Raw genomic sequence first — 17,166 nt, 5'->3', positions numbered from 1 at the left:
AGCGACTGCGCCTCTCGGCCGACCCGAGCGGGGCGTGGTGCGTGCAGATGCAAGGCGGAGGAGGGCGGCGACGCGGAGCGTCGACAACCGACGACAACGCGGCAGATGTGCGTGCCACGCCCCGCGACGCCGGCATGATCCAAACGACAGGCCCTAGGCGAGGGCCCAGGCGACATCCCTGAGCAGGGCGTGCCGCCAGCCCGCCCGGTCGTGACCCGCGGCCGATCGCGAGACCCGTACGGTCGCGCCGGCCCGCTGCGTCAGGGACTCGGTCAGTTCGCAGTGGGGCAGCATCGCCGTCTCGTGTTCCCCGACGTCGAACGCGATCCGCAGACCGGGCAGCCCGGGATGCCCCCGCAGGCGGGCGGCGATGGCGCCGCCGACCGGGCCGCCCAAGGGGTCCGGCAGGTCCATGGCCTCGGGCGTCCACCAGAACGACCCCGACTGGCAGGCGACACGGGACACCAGGTCCGGGAACTCCAGTGCCGCGTACATCGCACTCAGCCCGCCGAGGCTCTGCCCGGCGACCACCAGCCGGTCCGGGTCGGCGGGTACGCCGGACTCCGCGACCAGCGGCAGCAGTTCGTCCCGCACCGCCTCCCACAGCTCGGGCCTGCACGTGAACTCGGCCGCCCTGTCCCTGGCCGGCAGGAAGACGAGAGTGACCGGGGGCATCTCGCCACTGGCGACAGCGGATTCGAACGCGGTCATGGCCGGATGCAGGTACAGCCAGTCGTCCCCGTCGAGCAGCAGGACCACCGGCCCGCCGCCGCCCACCGGGTGCAGGCGTACGGTGCGCCGCCCGCCGAGCCGTTCACCGGCCCAGCGGATCCGCGTGCGGGGGAGGGGCAGTACGACATCGGCGCCGACGACCGGCCAGTGCGGCTGGGCCGGGGCGTCCGGGGTCGCGGCGATGGACCGGTCGCCGCCCGCACCCGCCGGGTTGAACGGGTCGGCGTACGCCCCGTCGCCGGTGAGGAACCGGTACGTCACCCGCAGCCGGGCGGGCATGCGCACCTCGGCGTACCAGCAGTCCGTGTCGCCCCAGCGGCGCAGCGGAACCGGCCCCGACCAGCTCTCGAAGTCGATGCTCGCCGCCGACCCGCGCCACAGGAACAGGGTCACCCAGCCGCCGCGCCCGTCGGGGACCGACACGGGAGCCCGCACCGCCGCCCAGAAGTCGTCGGTGCCGGGTGTGCCGGGCAGCCCGAACCCGGTGAAGGCGCTCTCCATGTCGGCCGTGACCGGGCGCATGAACGTCTCCTTGTGAGAGGGGAGGGACGACGGCTAAGCTCCTGTCAATTAGGCCAGGCTAACCTAAGGTTGACGTTCCGAGGAGGCACTCAGTATGAGCACCAACCCCTTCGACGACACCGAAGGCCGGTTCCTGGTTCTGGTGAACGACGAGGGCCAGCACTCCCTCTGGCCGTCCTTCGCCGAGGTGCCCGGGGGCTGGACGGTCGCCTTCGACGAGAACACCCGGGAGGCGTGCCTGGAGTACGTCGAGGCCCACTGGACCGATCTGCGGCCCCGCTCCCTCTCCGCGTAGCTCAGACGTGTGCCGCCGGGGTGCCGGGCAGCGGGGTGCGGGCCGGACGTTCGGCGAGGACGTCGAGGATGTTGCCGACCGCCAGGTCGACCATGGCGGCCCGGGTGTTCTCGGTGGCCGACCCGATGTGCGGCAAGGTGACGATGTGCGGCTCCGCCACCAGCGGTGACAGCTCCTTCCCCATCGGCTCGCGCTCGAAGACGTCGAGTCCGGCGGAGTGCAGTCGGCCCTCGCGCACCGCGGCCAGCAGGGCCTCCTCGTCCACGACACCACCGCGCGAGGTGCTGACGAGCGTGGCCGTGGGCTTCATGGCGGCCAGTTCGCGCACCGAGACGAGGTGCCGGGTCTCCTCGGTGAGCGGTACGTGCAGCGACACGATGTCGGACTCGGCCAGGAGCGTGGCCAGACCGACCGACGCCGACAGGTCGTCGTCGGGCGCGTAGGGGTCGTGGTGGAGGACGCGCATGCCGAACCCCCGGGCCCGGCGCGCCACCGCGCGGCCGATCTGGCCGTAACCGATCAGGCCGAGCGTGGCTCCGTGGATGTCCAAGCCGAGGTAGTCGTGCATCCGGAACAGGCCCCAGGAGCCTTCCGCGAGACTCGCGCCGGCGGCGCCGATCCGGCGGCGGGCGGCGAGGATCAGGGCGAACGTGAGGTCGGCGGTGGTCTCCGCGAGCACCCCCGGGGTGTGGGTGACGACGATGCCGCGCTCCGCGGCGGCCGCGCGGTCGACGTTGTCGAAGCCCATGCTCGCCAGCGCGACGACCCGCAGCGAGGGTCCGGCGGCGTCCATCAGCGCTCCGTCCACCGGGTCGTTGCCCAGGGCGAGGACGCCGCTCACTCCGGGTGCCAGCGCGGCGAGGTCCGAGAGGCCGGGCTTGCCGTCGCCGGGCCAGGCCACCACCTCGGCCGCCTCGGACAGACGGGCGAGACCAAGGCCGGGCAGATTCTCACGGGTGGCGAGCACACGCTTCTTCATTCATGTCTCCAGGGCAGCGAATTTCGCAGAAAACTAGCCGCGACCGCCATCGGAAACAAATAGATATTTCGTGTGACGCTATTGCCGTTCCTTATTCTTCATGCGGTGTCCCGTCGAAGGCCGTGATGAGTTCGAGGAACAGGTCGTGCACCGCCAGAGCGGGTTCGGAGAGGGGCTGGTTGTCCGAGGTCACCAACGACAGCTTGACCTGGATCACGGGATTCACGATGCGGCGCACGGACAGGGAACGGACGTCGAGGATGGCGCGCGCCGCCGACCAGGGCAGGACGGTGGCGCCGAGACCCGCGTCGACGGCGTTGACGAGCGTCAGCGCTGACTCCACCTCGCCCACCACGTTCGGCAGCAGGGACGCCTGCTGGAAGGCGGCGTCCACCACCTGCCGGATCGTGTGGATGCGACTGGGGAGCAGCAGAGGCACGCCCTTGAGCTCGTCCAGGTCGACCTCGCCCGCCCCGTGCGGCGCCGTCCCGTCGGGGGCGCCGATCAGGAAGAGATCCTCGGTCCGCAACGGCTCGAACTGCACGCCCCGCAGCGGACCGGCCCCGTAGATGAACGCCATGTCCATCCGGCCGGTCATGATCGCCTCACTGATCACGCCGCCGAAGTTCTCGTTGATGTGCAGCAGGATCTCCGGGTAGCGCTCGCGCACGCTCTTGAGCAGCGGCAGCGCCAGAGCCGCGCCCAGGCTGTACGGCGCGAGCCCCACGGACACGCTGCCGGCGGGCGCCCGCCCGGAGACGGAGACCGCGGCGTGCGCGAGGTCCACCTGCCGCAGGATCAGCTGGGCGTGCCGGTACAGCGCCCGGCCGGCCTCGGTCGGGGCGACGCCGCGTTTGCTGCGGATCAGCAACTGCTGCCCGAACTGCGCCTCCAGCGCGGACAGCTGCTGGCTCAGCGCCGGCTGCGCGATGTGCAGGATGTCGGCCGCACGCGTGATGCTCCCCGCGTCGATGATCTTGATGAACGAGTACAGACGCCTGGTGTCCATGCGAGGCCTTCCACGGGAGCGGAGCCTCATCGTAGGGAGGCCCACCCCGAAGCGCAGCCCCGAAGAGGGCCCGGGAGGTGAGGCAGGTCATAACCGTTCGCGATAACGCCAGATCGAACACATATTGGCGGTCAAGGGAGCAGGGGATTAAGTTGAGCGGAACATCCAGCCAGGATTCTTCTCGGGATATCGCCGGAACGTGATGGCATTCCCTTTCTCGTATTGTCCTTCCCCATATTCCTCCGGAGGACGTCATGACGCCCATGGTTGATCTCGTCGCCGATCTCGGCGAGGGATTCGGTGCCTACACGATGGGCGACGACGCGGCCCTCCTGGACATGCTGACGTCCGCCAATGTCGCCTGCGGATTCCACGCCGGCGATCCGCGCATCATGGACACCACCGTCCGGCACTGTGTGGAGAGGCGGGTGGCCGTGGGCGCCCACCCGAGCTTCCCGGACCTGGTCGGCTTCGGCCGCCGGGCGATGGACCTCACGCCGGAGGAGGTCCGTACCGACGTGCTGTACCAGGTCGGTGCCCTCCAGGCGTTCGCCGTCGCGCACGGCACCCGGGTACGGCACGTCGCTCCGCACGGACGCCTGGGCAACCTGGTCGCGGTACGCGCCGACTACGCCCGTGCCGTCGTGGACGCCGTCGCCGCCCTGGACGAGTCACTGATCGTCCTCGCGCAGGACGGTGAACTGGCCGACGCCGCCCGCGCTCGCGGACTGCGCGTGGGCATCGTCGGAATCGCCGACCGTGCCTACCGCGACGACGCGACCCTCGTCCCCCGCTCCGAACCGGGAGCGGTGATCCACGACCCGGACGAGATCGCCCGGCGCACCCTGCGCATGGTCACCGAGGGCGTTATCCAAAGCACCGGCGGCAAGGACCTCCCGATCGGCTGCGACACCGTCCTGCTGCACGGCGACACCCCCGGAGCCATCGCGCTGGCCGGCCGGATCCGCGAACAACTCCTCGCCGCCGGCGTCCGGATCACCTCCCTCGACGACGTACTGAGCGGCAAGGGCGCCTGACATGAACGGCAACCTCACGATCACGGACTGCGGTGACTCCGCCCTGGTCGCCAAGGCCGTGGGCCTGGGCACCGAGGACGCCTGGCGACTCGTCCACGCCCTGGCCGACGCCCTGGACGCCGTCCGGCTCACCGGAGTCCAGGGCGTCGTGCCCACCTACGACGCCCTGCTCGTGGAGCTCGACTGCGCCGACACCGACCACGAGACCGTCCGACGCGTCCTGTGGCACGAAGCCGCCCGGCTCGGGCCGACACCCGGTCCGACGACAGCGCCCCGGCACTTCGTCGTCCCCGTCGTCTACGGCGGCGAACACGGACCCGATCTGCCCGAGGTCGCCGCCCGACTCGGCCTGACCGAGAGCGAGCTCGTCGACCTGCACTGCGGATCCGACCTCACCGTGCGCTGCCTCGGCGCACCCGCCGGCGCGCCGATGATGGACGGGCCCCCCTTCCCCGCGCCCGTGCCGCGGCTGGCCTCGCCCCGCACCCGCGTCGAGCCCGGCGTGGTCGCCGTCGCCGGCCGGCAGGCGGTCATCTGCCCGATGCCCTCTCCCGGCGGCTGGCCACTCCTCGGACGCACCCCGCTGCGCGTCCTCGACCTGCACGACGACCCGATCACCCCCTACCGGCCCGGCGACACCTTCCGCTTCGTCCCCATCACCCCGGACCGGTGGAACGACTACGCCGACGCCCCATTGGCGGCCTGCCGTGGCTGACACCCTCACCGTCCGCACCGCGGGCATCACCACCGTGCAGGACCTCGGCCGCGTCGGCCGCTCCCGCTACGGCCTGCCCGTGGGCGGAGCCGCCGACCAGCACTCGGCACGCGTCGCCAACGTCCTGTGCGGAAACGACGAACACGCGCCGCTGCTGGAGATCACGGCCCTCGACTTCGCCTGCGTCCCCTCCGCCGACATCCTCGTCGCCGTGACCGGAGCCCCGGCCGACGTGAGCGTCGAGGGGGCCGCACGCCCGATGTGGGAGCCGGTCCCCGTGCGCGCCGGCGACACCCTGCGCGTCACCGGCATCCGCCAGGGGCTGCGCGTCTACCTGGCCGTACTCGGCTCGTTCACAGCGGACTACCTCCAGGGAAGCTGCGCTCCCGACACCATCCTGGGGTTCGGCCCCGCCCTGCGCGACGGCGCCGAGCTCAGCCTCCGCAGGACCTGCCCGGCCTTCGACCACCCCTACTCACGGATACCGCTCTTCCGCCTGCACGCCCCCGTCCCCGCGTTCCCCTCCACCTGGACCATCGACGTCACCGACGGCCCCGACCGGGCCGAGTTCGCAGACACGGCGCCCCGCCTGTTCGACGCTCCCTTCACGGTCAGCCCGCAGAGCAACCACATCGGCCTGCGGCTGCGCGGCGAGCGCCTGCCCCGCCGCGTCACCGAGGGCGAGGTCCTCTCCCGCGGCGTCCCGATCGGAGCCGTCGAAGTACCGGCCGGGGACGAACTCCTCGTGCTGCACCGCGGTCGCGGCGTCACGGCCGGCTACCCCGTCCTCGCCGTCGTCACCGCCACCGGCCTGTCCGCACTCGGGCAGGTACGCCCCGGGCAGACCATCCGGTTCCGCCACCGCACCCTCGAACAGGCCGTCACCGCCCACCGCGCGCAGCGAGGAGCCGTCGACGCACTGAGAACCCGCGTCCGTACGGCCTTCGACGCCCTGCGCATCCGCGCCCCCGACGGCGACTGAAACCCCCTCCCCGCTCACCCGCCCCCACCCCGCACGCACGTCCTCCACCCCATGTCCTGCACCAGACAGGAGACGCCATGAGCACCGTGGCCGCTCGACCCGTCCCCAACACCGTCGACTCCAGAACCGCCCGGAAGATCACCCTCGCAGGGTGCGTCGGGATCTTCGCCGAGCTCTACGACAACGGCATCTTCGGCTTCATGGCCGGCACCCTCGCCGCCGTCTTCTTCCCCGGCTCCGACGCCGCCATCCAGCTGGTCTTCCTCGGCTACGCCGTCTCCTTCTTCTTCCGTCCCCTCGGCGGAATCATCTGCGGCCACCTGGGCGACCGCATCGGACGCCAGCGGATGCTGGTCTTCGTCATCCTGCTCATCAGCGTCGCCACCGCGGCCATCGGGCTGCTGCCCACCTACGCGAGCATCGGCGTCGCCGCGCCCACCCTGCTGATCCTGCTGCGCGTCGCCCAGGGCTTCTCCGTCGGCGGCGAGGCGTCCGGCGCCATGAGCTTCCTCGCCGAACACGCCCCCGAGGGCAAGCGGGGCCTCTACACCAGCTACGCGCAGATCGCCTCCTTCCTCTCCCTGCTCACCGGCACGCTGATAGCCGCCGCGATGACCAGCGGGCTCGGCGCCGAACGCATGGAGTCCTGGGGCTGGCGCATCCCCTTCCTGCTCGCCGTGCCGCTCGGCATCACCGGCATCTACATCCGCAAGCGCATCAGTGACACGCCCAACTTCAACCGTCTGAAGGAAGAGGGCGGCCTGGCCAAGAACCCCCTCAAGGAGGCCTTCACCTCCGCCGAGCACCGCCGCGCCATGCTGCTGGCCCTGTTCATCCCCCTGATGAACGGCTCCGGCTACTACGTCCTGTTCAGCTACATGCCCACCTTCATGACCAACGAGCTGCACTTCGGCCAGGTCCAGGGGCTCCTCGTCACCGCCTCCAGCCTGGTCGCGATCTGTATCGCCATCCCCTACATGGGCCGGCTGTCCGACCGGGTCGGCCGCAAGAAGGTCATCGCCGGTGCCGCGATCGCCATGGCCCTGGTGGGCGTGCCCTGTTACCTGCTGATCGGCACCGGGAACGTCGCCCTCGCCCTCGTCGGCGCGTGTCTCATGGCCGTCGTGTTCGCCGGGCACACCGGCGTCATCCACATCCTGCTCGTCGAGCTCTTCCCGACCCGCGTGCGCTACTCCGCCTACGGTCTCGGCTACAACGTCTCCGCCGCGCTCTTCGGCGGCACGGCCCCGCTGCTGATGACCTACCTCATCGACCGCACCGGCGACGTCCACATGCCGGCCTACTACGCCGTCCTCACCGCCCTGGGCACCCTCGTCGCCGTCTCCCGGGTCGAGGACCGCGCCCATCTGCCCCTGCGCGACGCCTGACCGCCCCCCCACCCCCCAGCAAGGAGCACACCCGCATGCCCATCTCCGACTACCGCACCGCTCTCGTCACCGGAGCGTCGACCGGCATCGGAGCCGTAGCGGTCGAGCGACTCACCAAGCGCGGACTGGAAGTCCACGCCGTGGCACGCAACGCGGAACGCCTCGAAGCCCTCGCCGACGCCACCGGCTGCGTCCCGCACGCCGTCGACATCACCGACACCGACGCGCTGACCGCCGCCCTGGACGGCCTGGAGATCGACGTCCTCGTCAACAACGCCGGCGTCTCGCGCACCGGCAACATCCTCACCGCCGACGAGTTCGCCGTCGACGAGCAGGTCGCCGTCAACATCCAGGCCGTCCTGCACCTGGTGCGCCTGCTCATGCCCGGCATGGTGGAGCGCGACCTCGGCCACATCGTCAACATCAGCTCCATCGCCGGCGTCTACAACTTCGGCGGCAACACGATCTACCACGCCACCAAGGCGGCGGTGCACACCCTCTCCCGCCAACTGCGGGTCGACGGCTACGGCCGCCGGGTCCGCGTCACCGAGATCTGCCCGGGCCGCGTGGAGACCGAGATCTTCGGCCGTCTGCTCGGCGACATGGAGGAGGCCCAGCGGCGCTTCTACGACGGCTACGAGTCCCTCAAGCCCGAGGACATCGCCGACGCCATCGAGTTCGCCGTCGACACGCCCCGGCACGTCAACATCGGCCACATCGAGATCCTGCCCACGTTCCAGGTCCCCGGCGGCCTGAACTTCGAACGCCGGGAGGGCTGAGCACATGGACACGGCAGAGCGGGTACGCCGCATCAAGCCCTCGCCCAGCACCGCGGCGGCGCAGCGCGTGCGCGAACTCAAGGGCCAGGGCCTGACCATCCTCGACCTGACCGTCGGCGAGCCCGACTTCGACACCCCCGACCACGTCAAGGCCGCCGCGATCCGGGCGATCGAGGCGGGCGAGACCAAGTACACCCCCGTGAACGGCACACCACGGCTGCGCGCCGCGATCGCCGGGAAACTCCGGCAGCGGCACGGTCTGGAGTACACCGACCGCCAGATCACCGTCGGCGGCGGAGCCAAGCAGGTCATCTTCCTCGCCCTGGCGGCCACCCTGGACGCGGGGGACGAGGTCGTCGTCCCGGCCCCGTACTGGGTGTCCTATCCGGACATGGTCCTCGCCAACGACGGCACCCCCGTCATCGTCGACTGCCCGGAGGCGGACGGCTTCAAGCTGACGCCCGGCCGCCTCCGCTCCTCACTCACCGAACGCACCCGCTGGGTCGTCCTCAACACCCCCGGCAACCCGACCGGCGCCGCCTACACCCCGGGCGAACTCCAGGCCCTCGCCGAGGTGTTGCTGGACCACCCGCACGTCCGCGTCCTCACCGACGAGATCTACGACGAGATCTGGTACGACGACGGGGACAACCCGTCTCTGGCGGCTGTCGAACCCCGCCTGTCCGACCGGGTCTTCCTCACCAACGGCGTGTCCAAGACGTACGCGATGACCGGGTGGCGCATCGGCTACGGAGCGGGCCCGGCGGACCTGGTGACCGCGATCAACACGCTCCAGTCGCAGAGCTCCTCGTGCCCGTCCTCGGTGAGTCAGGCGGCGGCCGCCGCGGCGCTGACGGGGCCGCAGGACTTCGTACGGGAGACCGTCGACCTCTACCGGGCGCGGCGCGACACCACGGTCAAGCTCATCGCCGACACACCGGGGCTGAGCTGCACCACGCCCAGCGGCGGCTTCTACCTCCTGGTCGACTGCCGGCCGTACATCGGCAAGTTCACCCCCGCGGGCGTCCGGATCGAGAACGACGAGGACTTCGCACGCCATCTCCTGGAGAGCCGGCAGGTGGCGGTGATCCACGGAGCCGCGTACGGCGCCCCCGGCTACTTCCGTATCTCGTTCGCCACCTCCACGGACATCCTCACCGAAGCCTGCGCACGCATCACAGCCGCCTGCGCCAGCCTGTCCGAAAGGCCGTCATGATCCGCGTCAGCACCAAGTTCGACCGCCCCGACCCGGAACTCGTCGAGCGTCTCGGCGCCTACTCCTCGGCGACCATCCACGAGGCGCAGGGCAGGCTCGGGGCGCTGGACTCGTCCATCAAACCGGTCGACCACCGCATGTCCCTGTGCGGCCCCGCCTTCACGGTCCAGTGCGCGCCCCGTGACAACCTGATGCTCCAGACCGCCATCGCCTACGCCCGCCCTGGCGACGTCGTCGTGGTGTCCGGCGGCGCCTACACCGAGGCCGGTTCCTTCGGTGACGTCCTCGCCAACGCCTGCCAGTCCAAAGGGCTCGCGGGACTCGTCACCGACACGGGAGTCCGGGACACCGAGGACCTCCGGGCACTCGGCTTCCCGGTGTTCTCGCACAGCGTCTGCATCAAGGGCACCGTCAAGGAGACCGTCGGGCCGATGTGCGAGCCGATCACCGTCGGCGGACAGCTCGTCCGCCCCGGCGACGTGATCCGTGCCGACGCCGACGGCGTGGTCGTCGTCCGCCGGGAGGACGCCGCGGAGGTGGCGACCGCGTCCCAGGAACGGGTCGACGCCGAGACCGGCTACATCGCCGCGTACCGGGCGGGCCGGACCGTCATCGACATCTGCAACCTCGAACCGCTGCTCGCGGCGAAGGGCCTGGTGATCGAGGACTAGCGAGCCGCCGCCGGCGAAATCGGGTTGTCCCGTGAACTCGGGCCGCCCTAGGGTGAGATGACTTCGACGAGACGCTCCCCCGAAGTTCGCCGCAGAGCGGGAGCGTCCCACCTCGCTGAGGTGCCGAAGGGGCGGCAGCCGTCCTTGTCGACCCTTCCCTTCGGAGGTCTCTCCCATGAACGTCGGTATCGGCCTGCCCATCAGCGACCCCGCCACCCTGCTCACCTGGGCCCGGCGCGCCGACGCCGGGCCCTTCAGCACGCTCGGCCTGCTCGACCGGCTCGTCTACGACAACCCCGAACCCCTGGTCGCGCTCGCCGTCCTGGCCGGCGCCACCTCCCGTATCCGCGTCCAGACCGAGGTGCTGCTCGCCCCGCTGCGCGACACCGCCCTGCTCGCCAAGCAGGCCGCCACCCTGGACCGGATGACCGGCGGCCGCCTCGTCCTCGGCCTGGGCATCGGCGGCCGGGACGACGACCACCAGGTCGCGGGCGTCGATCTGGGCACCCGGGGCCGGCGCCTCGACCAGCAGATGGCGGTGATGCGCCGCCTCTGGTCCGGTGAGGCCTACGGCGACGGCGTCGGCCCGATCGGTCCCGCGCCCGCCCGGCCCGACGGCCCGCAGGTGCTCTTCGGCGGATTCAAGCCCGCAGCGATCGAACGCGTGGCGCGCTGGGGCGACGGCTTCCTCGCCGCCGCCGCGCCCTCCTGGGCAGGCGGCCTGTTCGACACCGCGCGCCGGTTCTGGAAGGAGTACGGCCGCGACGGCGCACCCCGCCTCGTCGCGCAGGTCAACGTCGCCCTCGGCCCCGAGGACGTGGTCGCCGAAGCCCGGGCCAACATGCACGCGTACTACACCTTCACCGGCATGGCCGATCGCATGGTGGCCGGAATGCTCACCACGCCGGCCCAGGTCCGCGACGCGATCACCGCCTTCGCCGACCTCGGCGCGGACGAGGTCATGCTCTACTGCTACGGCCCCGACCCGGACCAGGTGGACCGCCTCGCCGACGTCCTGTGACGACGCGAGGTCCGTGACCGGCCCTGGTGCCAAGCCGGGCCGGCTCCTCCTATGATCCTGCTCTCGACTGCAGCTGACTCGCGGTCAGGACGGACTCGTCGCTCACTGGGGGAGAGTTGAGGAACCGGACCACGTTGCGCGCACGTACCCGGCCTCGTACGCAGCGGCAGAAGCCGCCCGACACTCCTGAGCCGTGGTGGAAGAGGCACACCAGGTTGCTCTGGCTCGGCGCGGGCATCCCTGTGATCGGCGCGGTGCTGACCGCGCTCGTCCTGCAGTCGCTCGGTCTGAGCGGCGAGTCCGAGCCGAGCCCCGCGCCGGGCGGGGCAGGCGCGTCCTCGGGCGGCCCTGCGGCGGCGCCGTTCCTCGTGACCGCCCGGCAGGAGAGCGAGGCGGGTTGCACGGCTCTGCCGCGCCGGGTGTCCTCGCCCCGGGACCGGGCGGAACTCGTGGCCGGTGGCGACGCGCAAGCCGTCATCCGGCGCAACCAGGGCGCGCGGGCAGACGAACTGACTGTCGGTCTCACGATCGAGGGGGGTGCGAGTTCGCTGACGATCACATCCATCGACATCGAGCCGAAGTCACCTCGCGCGGCCGCTCCGCTCGCCGGAACGCTGGTGTGCGAGCCGAACGCCGGGGGAGAGTCGAAGATCCAGCTGTTCGCGGACATGGACACTCCGGCGCCCGTCTTCCGCACCGGGAAGAACTCCACGAAGAGGTACTTCAAGGAGAAGGTCATCACGCTGGAACCGGGAGAGCAGGTCAACCTGTCGGCGACGTTCCATGCCGAGCGGGGCTCCCGCGCCTTCGGCCTGTCCGTCCGTTACGTGCGGGACGCAAAAGACGGCACGGTTCCCGTTCCCGCCCCACGAGGGGGACGGTACGCGGTGACCGGCTACGCCGCGCGCTACGGGGCTGTCTACACGGGATCCCCCGGTGGCGTCTACCGCCAGGTCGAGGACCCCCGGCCCTGCCCGTGGCATCCCGAGACACAAGGATGCTGACCGATCGCGAGAAACGGGGGAGCGGAATGGTCTCGACGAGTGCTCGCAGAGTCCGGCACGCCGGCTGCGGAGTCCTGCTCGGTGTCAGCCTCCTGGCCCTCGCGGCCGGGGACGGCGGAACGTCCGGAAGACCGCTTGAACGCCCCAACACGCTGCAAGTGGCCTGGTCCTTCCAGACCCCCGTCAGGGCACTGGACGTCTCGGACCTTCCCGCAGTGCTGAACGACAGGATGCTGGCGATCCCGCAGGGCAAGACGGTGAGTGTCGTGGACACCCGCAACGGCCGTCTCCTCTCCACCCTGCACAGCTCCGCCCGGACGTTCACACCAGGGGGTTTCTCCGACGGTGTGCTGCTCGCCGTGGAACAAGGGCACGACATGCGGAACTCGGTGTCGGCCTACGACCTGGCGACCGGACGGAGACTGTGGCACAGGACCCCGAGCCCGGCCGCACGGCAGGGAAAGGGCGACGCCTGGCTGGCGACAGCTCCGCTCCGGCTGGATTCCGGAGCTGTCTTCTGGGCCGGCGACGGCCGCCTCGTGGGCCTCGCGCCGCGGACCGGAGCGGTCCGCTGGACCAAACGGATCCCCGCGCTCACACCCTGCGAGAAGTCCGAGCCCGACAACTCCGCTTCGCCCAACGCCGCCGCAACGGCGGACCGCGTCGTCCTGCTCGAACGCTGCCCGGGCCGGCCCGCGGAACTCCAGGTGATGGACCCCGAGACCGGAGAGCTCGTCTGGAAGAAGAAGCTGGGGCGCTGGCGGGAGTCCGTCCGGCTCAGCGCGGTCCGCGACGCGATCGGTGTGACCGTCGACGACGAGCTTCGGGTCTTCACGGAATCGGGTGAGGAACTCCTGCGCCGGAAGGAAGGCCGGACGTCCGAACTGTGGCCTGTGGGGGAGGACGGCGGGGTGGTGTACCTCTCGGAACTCCGCTACGGCTCCAAGTCGGACCCCGGATCGCTCCGTTCACGCACCTTGCACGCGGTACGGGCGGACACCGGGAAGACCTTGTGGACGCGCTCCCAGGGCCTCGTGGGCAACGACGAACCGGCCGGTGACGTGCTCGCCGCCGAAGCGGACGCCGACGGCGGGTATGGCGGGAACCTTCGCTGGTCCGTCGGGGACGCGCGTCTTCAGGGACCGGGTGCGAGCAGCCTGACGGATGCCGCGGGCAGGCGAAGCACCCGCGTCCCCTGGCCGGTGGCCGGGACGTTCGTCGGCCTGAGCGGACAACTGATCGTCGTCCGCAGCGAGGAGAGGGACGGCACCCGCTACACCGCTCTGCGGCCCGGCCACCGCGCCGTGGACGAGGAGAGGCCCGCCGCGCTCGGGGGAGCGGGGCGGAGGGACTGGCCGGACGCCTGCCGGCTCGTCGGGGCCCGGCTCCTGTCGGAACTGGGCCGGGACTACGTCGAACTGCCCGTGGCATCGAGCCGTACCGTGCTGGGCGCCCGACTGCCCCACCCGAGCGTGTGCCGCTTCGCCGGCAAGTCCGGATCCGTGGACGACGTCTTCTCCGTCACCGTCCGATGGGTGGCGCCCGACCCGGAGGCCGCGCGGACCTACACGGCGAGCGTCATTCCCTGGGGGTGCAATCCCTGGCTGGGAGGCGGGTGCACGACGGCCGAGATCACGCAGCCGCGGCACGGTGTCTATCTGTACACCTACAGGGTCAACTTGAAACAGGACCGTGTCGCCCACGCGACCGTGGTCTCCGGCCGATACGTCTTCGGCGTCAGCGCGGGCAACGACAAGGCGGAGACGAGACGGCTGGTCCGCCGCGTGGCGATGCATCTGTCCCGGTGACGGAGACCGGGTCGGTGACCGACCGGACGGTGAGGATCTGGGCGTGTCCGACGGGGCCGGCGAGCGGGCTGAAGCGCTGCTCGTCCGGGTCCCAGGCGCCGCTCGCATGGTCAGCGCGTAGGCCTCGTCGGTGAGCGCGAAGGTGCTGTACGTCTTGGCGAGCCGGCCGCGCACCCGGTGCAGGGGGAAGGAGAGCGCGTAGAAGACGTGGCGGGCCTGCACCAGGAAGGCGGCCACGGCGATGGACGCCGGCGGTGCCACCGCGGTGACCATGCCGATGAGCAGGAACTCGAACGAGCCCCCGTAGATCAGCGCCGCAGACAGCCCGGCCCACCACCAGTCGAGCCCCGACCGGACGACGAGTGCCCCGAAGGCCAGACCGAGCGGGAGCATGCCGAGGCCGACGGAGGCACAGTCCTGAAAGGCGGCCCGCGCCGCGGACGGCTCGTGGGGCAGGGGAGCGACGGCCGGCTGACGCGTGCCGACGGACGCAGGGCTTATTCGTGCGATGCGGCCGGGGACGGAGCCCACAGAGCCGCCACCCCGGCGATACATCGGATGGTTGAGTAACTCCGGTCGCCCACTGAGGCATTGACAGCCCGACAGACCCTGCTACGTTCCCCGATACACCCGATGTATCGGGGATCTGTCAGCTCTGGAGGACAAGATGACCTCACAGCCGGAGCACCATTCGACCGTCGCCCGCAGAGCCGTGCTCGGCACCGCGCTGGGCGGCGCGGCAGCGGCGGCCCTGCCCGGGACGGCAAGCGCCGAGGAACTCGCACGGAAGGCGCCGTCCGCCGTCGACGCGGAGCGCGCACGCCCCTGGAAGCTCCGCTCCACCATGACCACCGACGACGCCTGGGAGACGTTCCTGCGCCGACAGGACCTGCTGTGGACCAGACTGCCGACCCGCTGGTACGAGGGCCCGTTCCTCGGTGACGGGCTGCTCGGCAGCATGATCTACCAGGAACCCGGCGCCAACCGGATCCGCTTCACCGTCCAGCACGGACGGGTCCAGGACCACCGCCCCGAGTTCGGCAGCGGCTGGGGCACCTGCCGCCTGCCGGTCGGGCACCTCACCCTCGAACCGGTCGGCACCATCACCGCCGTCGACTGGCGGCTCAGCCTGTGGAACGCCGAACTCACCGGCACCGTCACGACCAGCGCCGGCACCCTCACCCTCTCCGCCCTCATCCACGACGAGGTACTCGCCGTCAAGGTGCGGGCCTCCGGCGACGAGCGCGCCGTGTGGACCTTCCACCCCGAAGAAGCCGTCAGCCCCCGGAAGATCCAGGAAGGCCCGCCCGAGGGCTACACCCCCAACCCGCCCTGGACCACCCGGACCACCTCCGACGGCACCGAACAGGTACTCCAGCCGCTCACCGGCGGCCAGACCGCCACCGCCTACCGGCGCGACGGCGAGGAACTGCTGCTCAGCGTCGGACACAGCGCGCCCTCCACGACCGCGGCCGAGGCCGACTCACTGCGCACCCTGCGGCGCGCCGGGTCGTACAGCACCCTCCGGAAGCGGCACACCCGCTGGTGGCACGCCTTCTACCAGAAGAGCTTCGTCTCCTTCCCCGACCAACGGCTGCAGAGCTTCCACTGGATCCAGCTGTACAAGGTCGCCTCCGCCAGCCGCGCCGGCGGCCCCGTGATGGCCACCTCCGGGCCCTGGCTGGAGCCCACCCCCTGGCCCGCCGTCTGGTGGAACCTCAACGTCCAGCTGGAGTACTGGCTCATCCACGGCTCCAACCACCTGGAACTGGACTCGCTCGCCACGACCTTGCGCCAGAACCAGGAACAGCTCATCGCCAACGTCCCCGCCGCCTACCGCGGGGACAGCTCCGGCGTCGGCCGCAGCTCCGACATGTTCGCCAACCGGAGCGTGGGCCGCCCCGGCACCGGCGCCGAGGTCGGCGACCTCACCTGGGCCCTGCACAACGTGTGGCTGTCCTACCGGCACTCCATGGACAAGGCCCTGCTGCGCGACACCGTCTTCCCGGTGCTGCGCCGGGCGATCAACTACTACCTGCACTTCCTCACACCGGGCAGCGACGGCAAGCTCCACCTGCCCAGCACGCTCTCGCCCGAGTACCCCGTCGTGCCACCGCAGGACACCAACTACGACCTGGCGCTGATCCGCTGGGGCTGCCGGACCCTCATCGAGTCCGCCGAACTGCTGGGCATCGAGGACGAGTCGAAGCCGCGCTGGCAGGAGGTGCTGGCCAAGCTGACCCCGTACCCGGTCGACGACAACGGCTTCATGATCGGCGCCGACACGCCCTACGCGCAGTCCCACCGCCACTACTCGCACCTGCTGATGGTCTACCCGCTGTACCTGGTCAACTGGGACCAGCCCGAGAGCCGCGACCTGATCAGCAAGTCGATCGTCCACTGGCACGCGCTGACCGGCGCCCACCGTGGCTACAGCTACACCGGAGCCGCCTCGATGTACGCCATGACCGGTGACGGCGACACCGCGATCAGCTATCTGCGGAAGTTCTTCGACCCCTCCACCCGCTACCCCTGCCAGGCCAACACCCACTACACCGAGGCCGGTCCGGTCATCGAGACGCCGCTGTCCGCCTCGCAGTCCCTGCACGACATGTTCTGCCAGAGCTGGGGCGGCGTGATCCGCGTCTTCCCGGCCGTCCCCACCGCGTGGGCGGACGTCACCCTGCACGACTTCCGCACCCAGGGCGCCTTCCTGGTCAGTGCCGTCCGCAAGGGTGGGACCACCCGGTTCATTCGCGTCAGGAGCCTGGCGGGCGAGCCCCTGAAGCTGAGGCACGGTCTCGGCGGGCGGCTCACCGTACTGCTCGACGACGGCACACCGGCCCGCACCCGGGACCTGGGCGACGGCACGCTCGCCATCGATCTGCCCAAGGGGCGTGAAGTGCTCGTCCATTCCGGCTCTCGCCCCGACCTCGTCATCGCGCCCGTCACCGTCAGCGAACCCGGCCCTGCCTGGGGACTGCCGTAACGACCACACACCTCGGAGG

At 70.9% G+C, this 17,166-nt stretch carries 15 protein-coding genes and 1 pseudogene; 12 read left to right on the top strand and 4 right to left on the bottom strand.

Features of this window, described 5'->3' with window-relative positions; translation table 11 throughout:
• Positions 1-153 precede the first annotated feature (153 nt).
• Positions 154-1,254, bottom strand: coding sequence for an alpha/beta hydrolase-fold protein (locus tag SSQG_RS02945; protein WP_003988195.1), 1,101 nt, complete (start codon positions 1,252-1,254; stop codon positions 154-156).
• Between the two features lie 94 nt (positions 1,255-1,348).
• Between SSQG_RS02945 and SSQG_RS02940 the strand changes: the two genes are divergently transcribed.
• Positions 1,349-1,549, top strand: a complete 201-nt coding sequence (locus SSQG_RS02940; protein WP_003988194.1) for an MbtH family protein — start codon at positions 1,349-1,351, stop codon at positions 1,547-1,549.
• A 1-nt stretch (position 1,550) separates the two neighbouring features.
• Here the strand turns inward: SSQG_RS02940 and SSQG_RS02935 are convergent, their stop codons facing one another.
• Both SSQG_RS02935 and nac read right to left on the bottom strand, forming a co-directional pair.
• The gene (locus SSQG_RS02935) at positions 1,551-2,528 is read right to left on the bottom strand and encodes a 2-hydroxyacid dehydrogenase (RefSeq protein WP_003988193.1); all 978 of its coding nucleotides are present in this window, start codon (positions 2,526-2,528) and stop codon (positions 1,551-1,553) included.
• Between the two features lie 91 nt (positions 2,529-2,619).
• Entirely contained in the window at positions 2,620-3,537 is a 918-nt protein-coding gene (gene nac / locus SSQG_RS02930; protein WP_003988192.1) for a nitrogen assimilation transcriptional regulator NAC, read from the bottom strand.
• A gap of 254 nt (positions 3,538-3,791) precedes the next feature.
• Here nac and SSQG_RS02925 point away from each other — a divergent pair, with 254 nt between their 5' ends.
• The 10 genes and pseudogenes from SSQG_RS02925 to SSQG_RS43375 form a co-directional block, all read left to right on the top strand.
• Positions 3,792-4,574 carry a LamB/YcsF family protein gene (locus SSQG_RS02925; RefSeq protein ID WP_039931827.1) on the top strand — a complete coding sequence of 261 codons (783 nt, stop codon included), beginning with the start codon at positions 3,792-3,794 and terminating at the stop codon, positions 4,572-4,574.
• Position 4,575: 1 nt separating this feature from the next.
• Positions 4,576-5,289, top strand: a complete 714-nt coding sequence (locus tag SSQG_RS02920) for a 5-oxoprolinase subunit B family protein (protein ID WP_003988190.1) — start codon at positions 4,576-4,578, stop codon at positions 5,287-5,289.
• Entirely contained in the window at positions 5,282-6,271 is a 990-nt protein-coding gene (locus tag SSQG_RS02915; protein ID WP_003988189.1) for a biotin-dependent carboxyltransferase family protein, read from the top strand. Before SSQG_RS02920 ends, SSQG_RS02915 begins: the two co-directional genes overlap by 8 nt.
• Positions 6,272-6,348: 77 nt before the next feature.
• Positions 6,349-7,659, top strand: a complete 1,311-nt coding sequence (locus SSQG_RS02910) for an MFS transporter (RefSeq protein ID WP_039931826.1) — start codon at positions 6,349-6,351, stop codon at positions 7,657-7,659.
• Positions 7,660-7,694: 35 nt separating this feature from the next.
• Entirely contained in the window at positions 7,695-8,438 is a 744-nt protein-coding gene (locus tag SSQG_RS02905; protein ID WP_003988187.1) for an SDR family oxidoreductase, read from the top strand.
• 4 nt (positions 8,439-8,442) lie between these two features.
• A complete protein-coding gene (locus SSQG_RS02900; RefSeq protein WP_003988186.1) occupies positions 8,443-9,654 on the top strand; it encodes an aspartate transaminase in 1,212 nt (403 codons plus the stop codon).
• Positions 9,651-10,325 carry a 4-carboxy-4-hydroxy-2-oxoadipate aldolase/oxaloacetate decarboxylase gene (locus SSQG_RS02895; protein WP_003988185.1) on the top strand — a complete coding sequence of 225 codons (675 nt, stop codon included), beginning with the start codon at positions 9,651-9,653 and terminating at the stop codon, positions 10,323-10,325. Before SSQG_RS02900 ends, SSQG_RS02895 begins: the two co-directional genes overlap by 4 nt.
• 175 nt (positions 10,326-10,500) lie before the next feature.
• A complete protein-coding gene (locus SSQG_RS02890) occupies positions 10,501-11,346 on the top strand; it encodes an LLM class flavin-dependent oxidoreductase (protein WP_003988184.1) in 846 nt (281 codons plus the stop codon).
• A gap of 134 nt (positions 11,347-11,480) precedes the next feature.
• On the top strand, positions 11,481-12,350 hold the full coding sequence (locus SSQG_RS02885) for a hypothetical protein (protein ID WP_158680987.1): 870 nt from the start codon (positions 11,481-11,483) through the stop codon (positions 12,348-12,350).
• A pseudogene (locus SSQG_RS43375) lies at positions 12,344-13,357 on the top strand (PQQ-binding-like beta-propeller repeat protein); the annotation flags it as partial. The gene SSQG_RS02885 and the pseudogene SSQG_RS43375, both read left to right, overlap by 7 nt.
• Here the strand turns inward: SSQG_RS43375 and SSQG_RS43370 are convergent.
• The gene (locus SSQG_RS43370; protein WP_276327118.1) at positions 13,319-14,551 is read right to left on the bottom strand and encodes an AzlC family ABC transporter permease; all 1,233 of its coding nucleotides are present in this window, start codon (positions 14,549-14,551) and stop codon (positions 13,319-13,321) included. The pseudogene SSQG_RS43375 and the gene SSQG_RS43370 overlap by 39 nt on opposite strands.
• 274 nt (positions 14,552-14,825) lie before the next feature.
• On the opposite strand from SSQG_RS43370, the gene SSQG_RS02875 reads away from it, so the two are divergent.
• Positions 14,826-17,147, top strand: coding sequence for a glycosyl hydrolase family 95 catalytic domain-containing protein (locus SSQG_RS02875; protein WP_003988182.1), 2,322 nt, complete (start codon positions 14,826-14,828; stop codon positions 17,145-17,147).
• The last annotated feature ends 19 nt before the right edge of the window (positions 17,148-17,166 follow it).

It is taken from the genome of Streptomyces viridochromogenes DSM 40736 (assembly GCF_000158955.1).
GTDB lineage: Bacteria > Actinomycetota > Actinomycetes > Streptomycetales > Streptomycetaceae > Streptomyces > Streptomyces venetus.
This window is presented reverse-complemented; position numbering and strand designations above follow the sequence as displayed.

Bases quoted from the DNA above. Each gene is read 5' to 3' on its own strand.
- SSQG_RS02945 (WP_003988195.1), bottom strand. From the start codon at position 1,254: ATGCGCCCGGTCACGGCCGACATGGAGAGCGCCTTCACCGGGTTCGGG.
- SSQG_RS02940 (WP_003988194.1), top strand. From the start codon at position 1,349: ATGAGCACCAACCCCTTCGACGACACCGAAGGCCGGTTCCTGGTTCTG.
- SSQG_RS02935 (WP_003988193.1), bottom strand. From the start codon at position 2,528: ATGAAGAAGCGTGTGCTCGCCACCCGTGAGAATCTGCCCGGCCTTGGT.
- nac (WP_003988192.1), bottom strand. From the start codon at position 3,537: ATGGACACCAGGCGTCTGTACTCGTTCATCAAGATCATCGACGCGGGG.
- SSQG_RS02925 (WP_039931827.1), top strand. From the start codon at position 3,792: ATGACGCCCATGGTTGATCTCGTCGCCGATCTCGGCGAGGGATTCGGT.
- SSQG_RS02920 (WP_003988190.1), top strand. From the start codon at position 4,576: ATGAACGGCAACCTCACGATCACGGACTGCGGTGACTCCGCCCTGGTC.
- SSQG_RS02910 (WP_039931826.1), top strand. From the start codon at position 6,349: ATGAGCACCGTGGCCGCTCGACCCGTCCCCAACACCGTCGACTCCAGA.
- SSQG_RS02905 (WP_003988187.1), top strand. From the start codon at position 7,695: ATGCCCATCTCCGACTACCGCACCGCTCTCGTCACCGGAGCGTCGACC.
- SSQG_RS02900 (WP_003988186.1), top strand. From the start codon at position 8,443: ATGGACACGGCAGAGCGGGTACGCCGCATCAAGCCCTCGCCCAGCACC.
- SSQG_RS02895 (WP_003988185.1), top strand. From the start codon at position 9,651: ATGATCCGCGTCAGCACCAAGTTCGACCGCCCCGACCCGGAACTCGTC.
- SSQG_RS02890 (WP_003988184.1), top strand. From the start codon at position 10,501: ATGAACGTCGGTATCGGCCTGCCCATCAGCGACCCCGCCACCCTGCTC.
- SSQG_RS43370 (WP_276327118.1), bottom strand. From the start codon at position 14,551: ATGCTCCCGCTCGGTCTGGCCTTCGGGGCACTCGTCGTCCGGTCGGGG.
- SSQG_RS02875 (WP_003988182.1), top strand. From the start codon at position 14,826: ATGACCTCACAGCCGGAGCACCATTCGACCGTCGCCCGCAGAGCCGTG.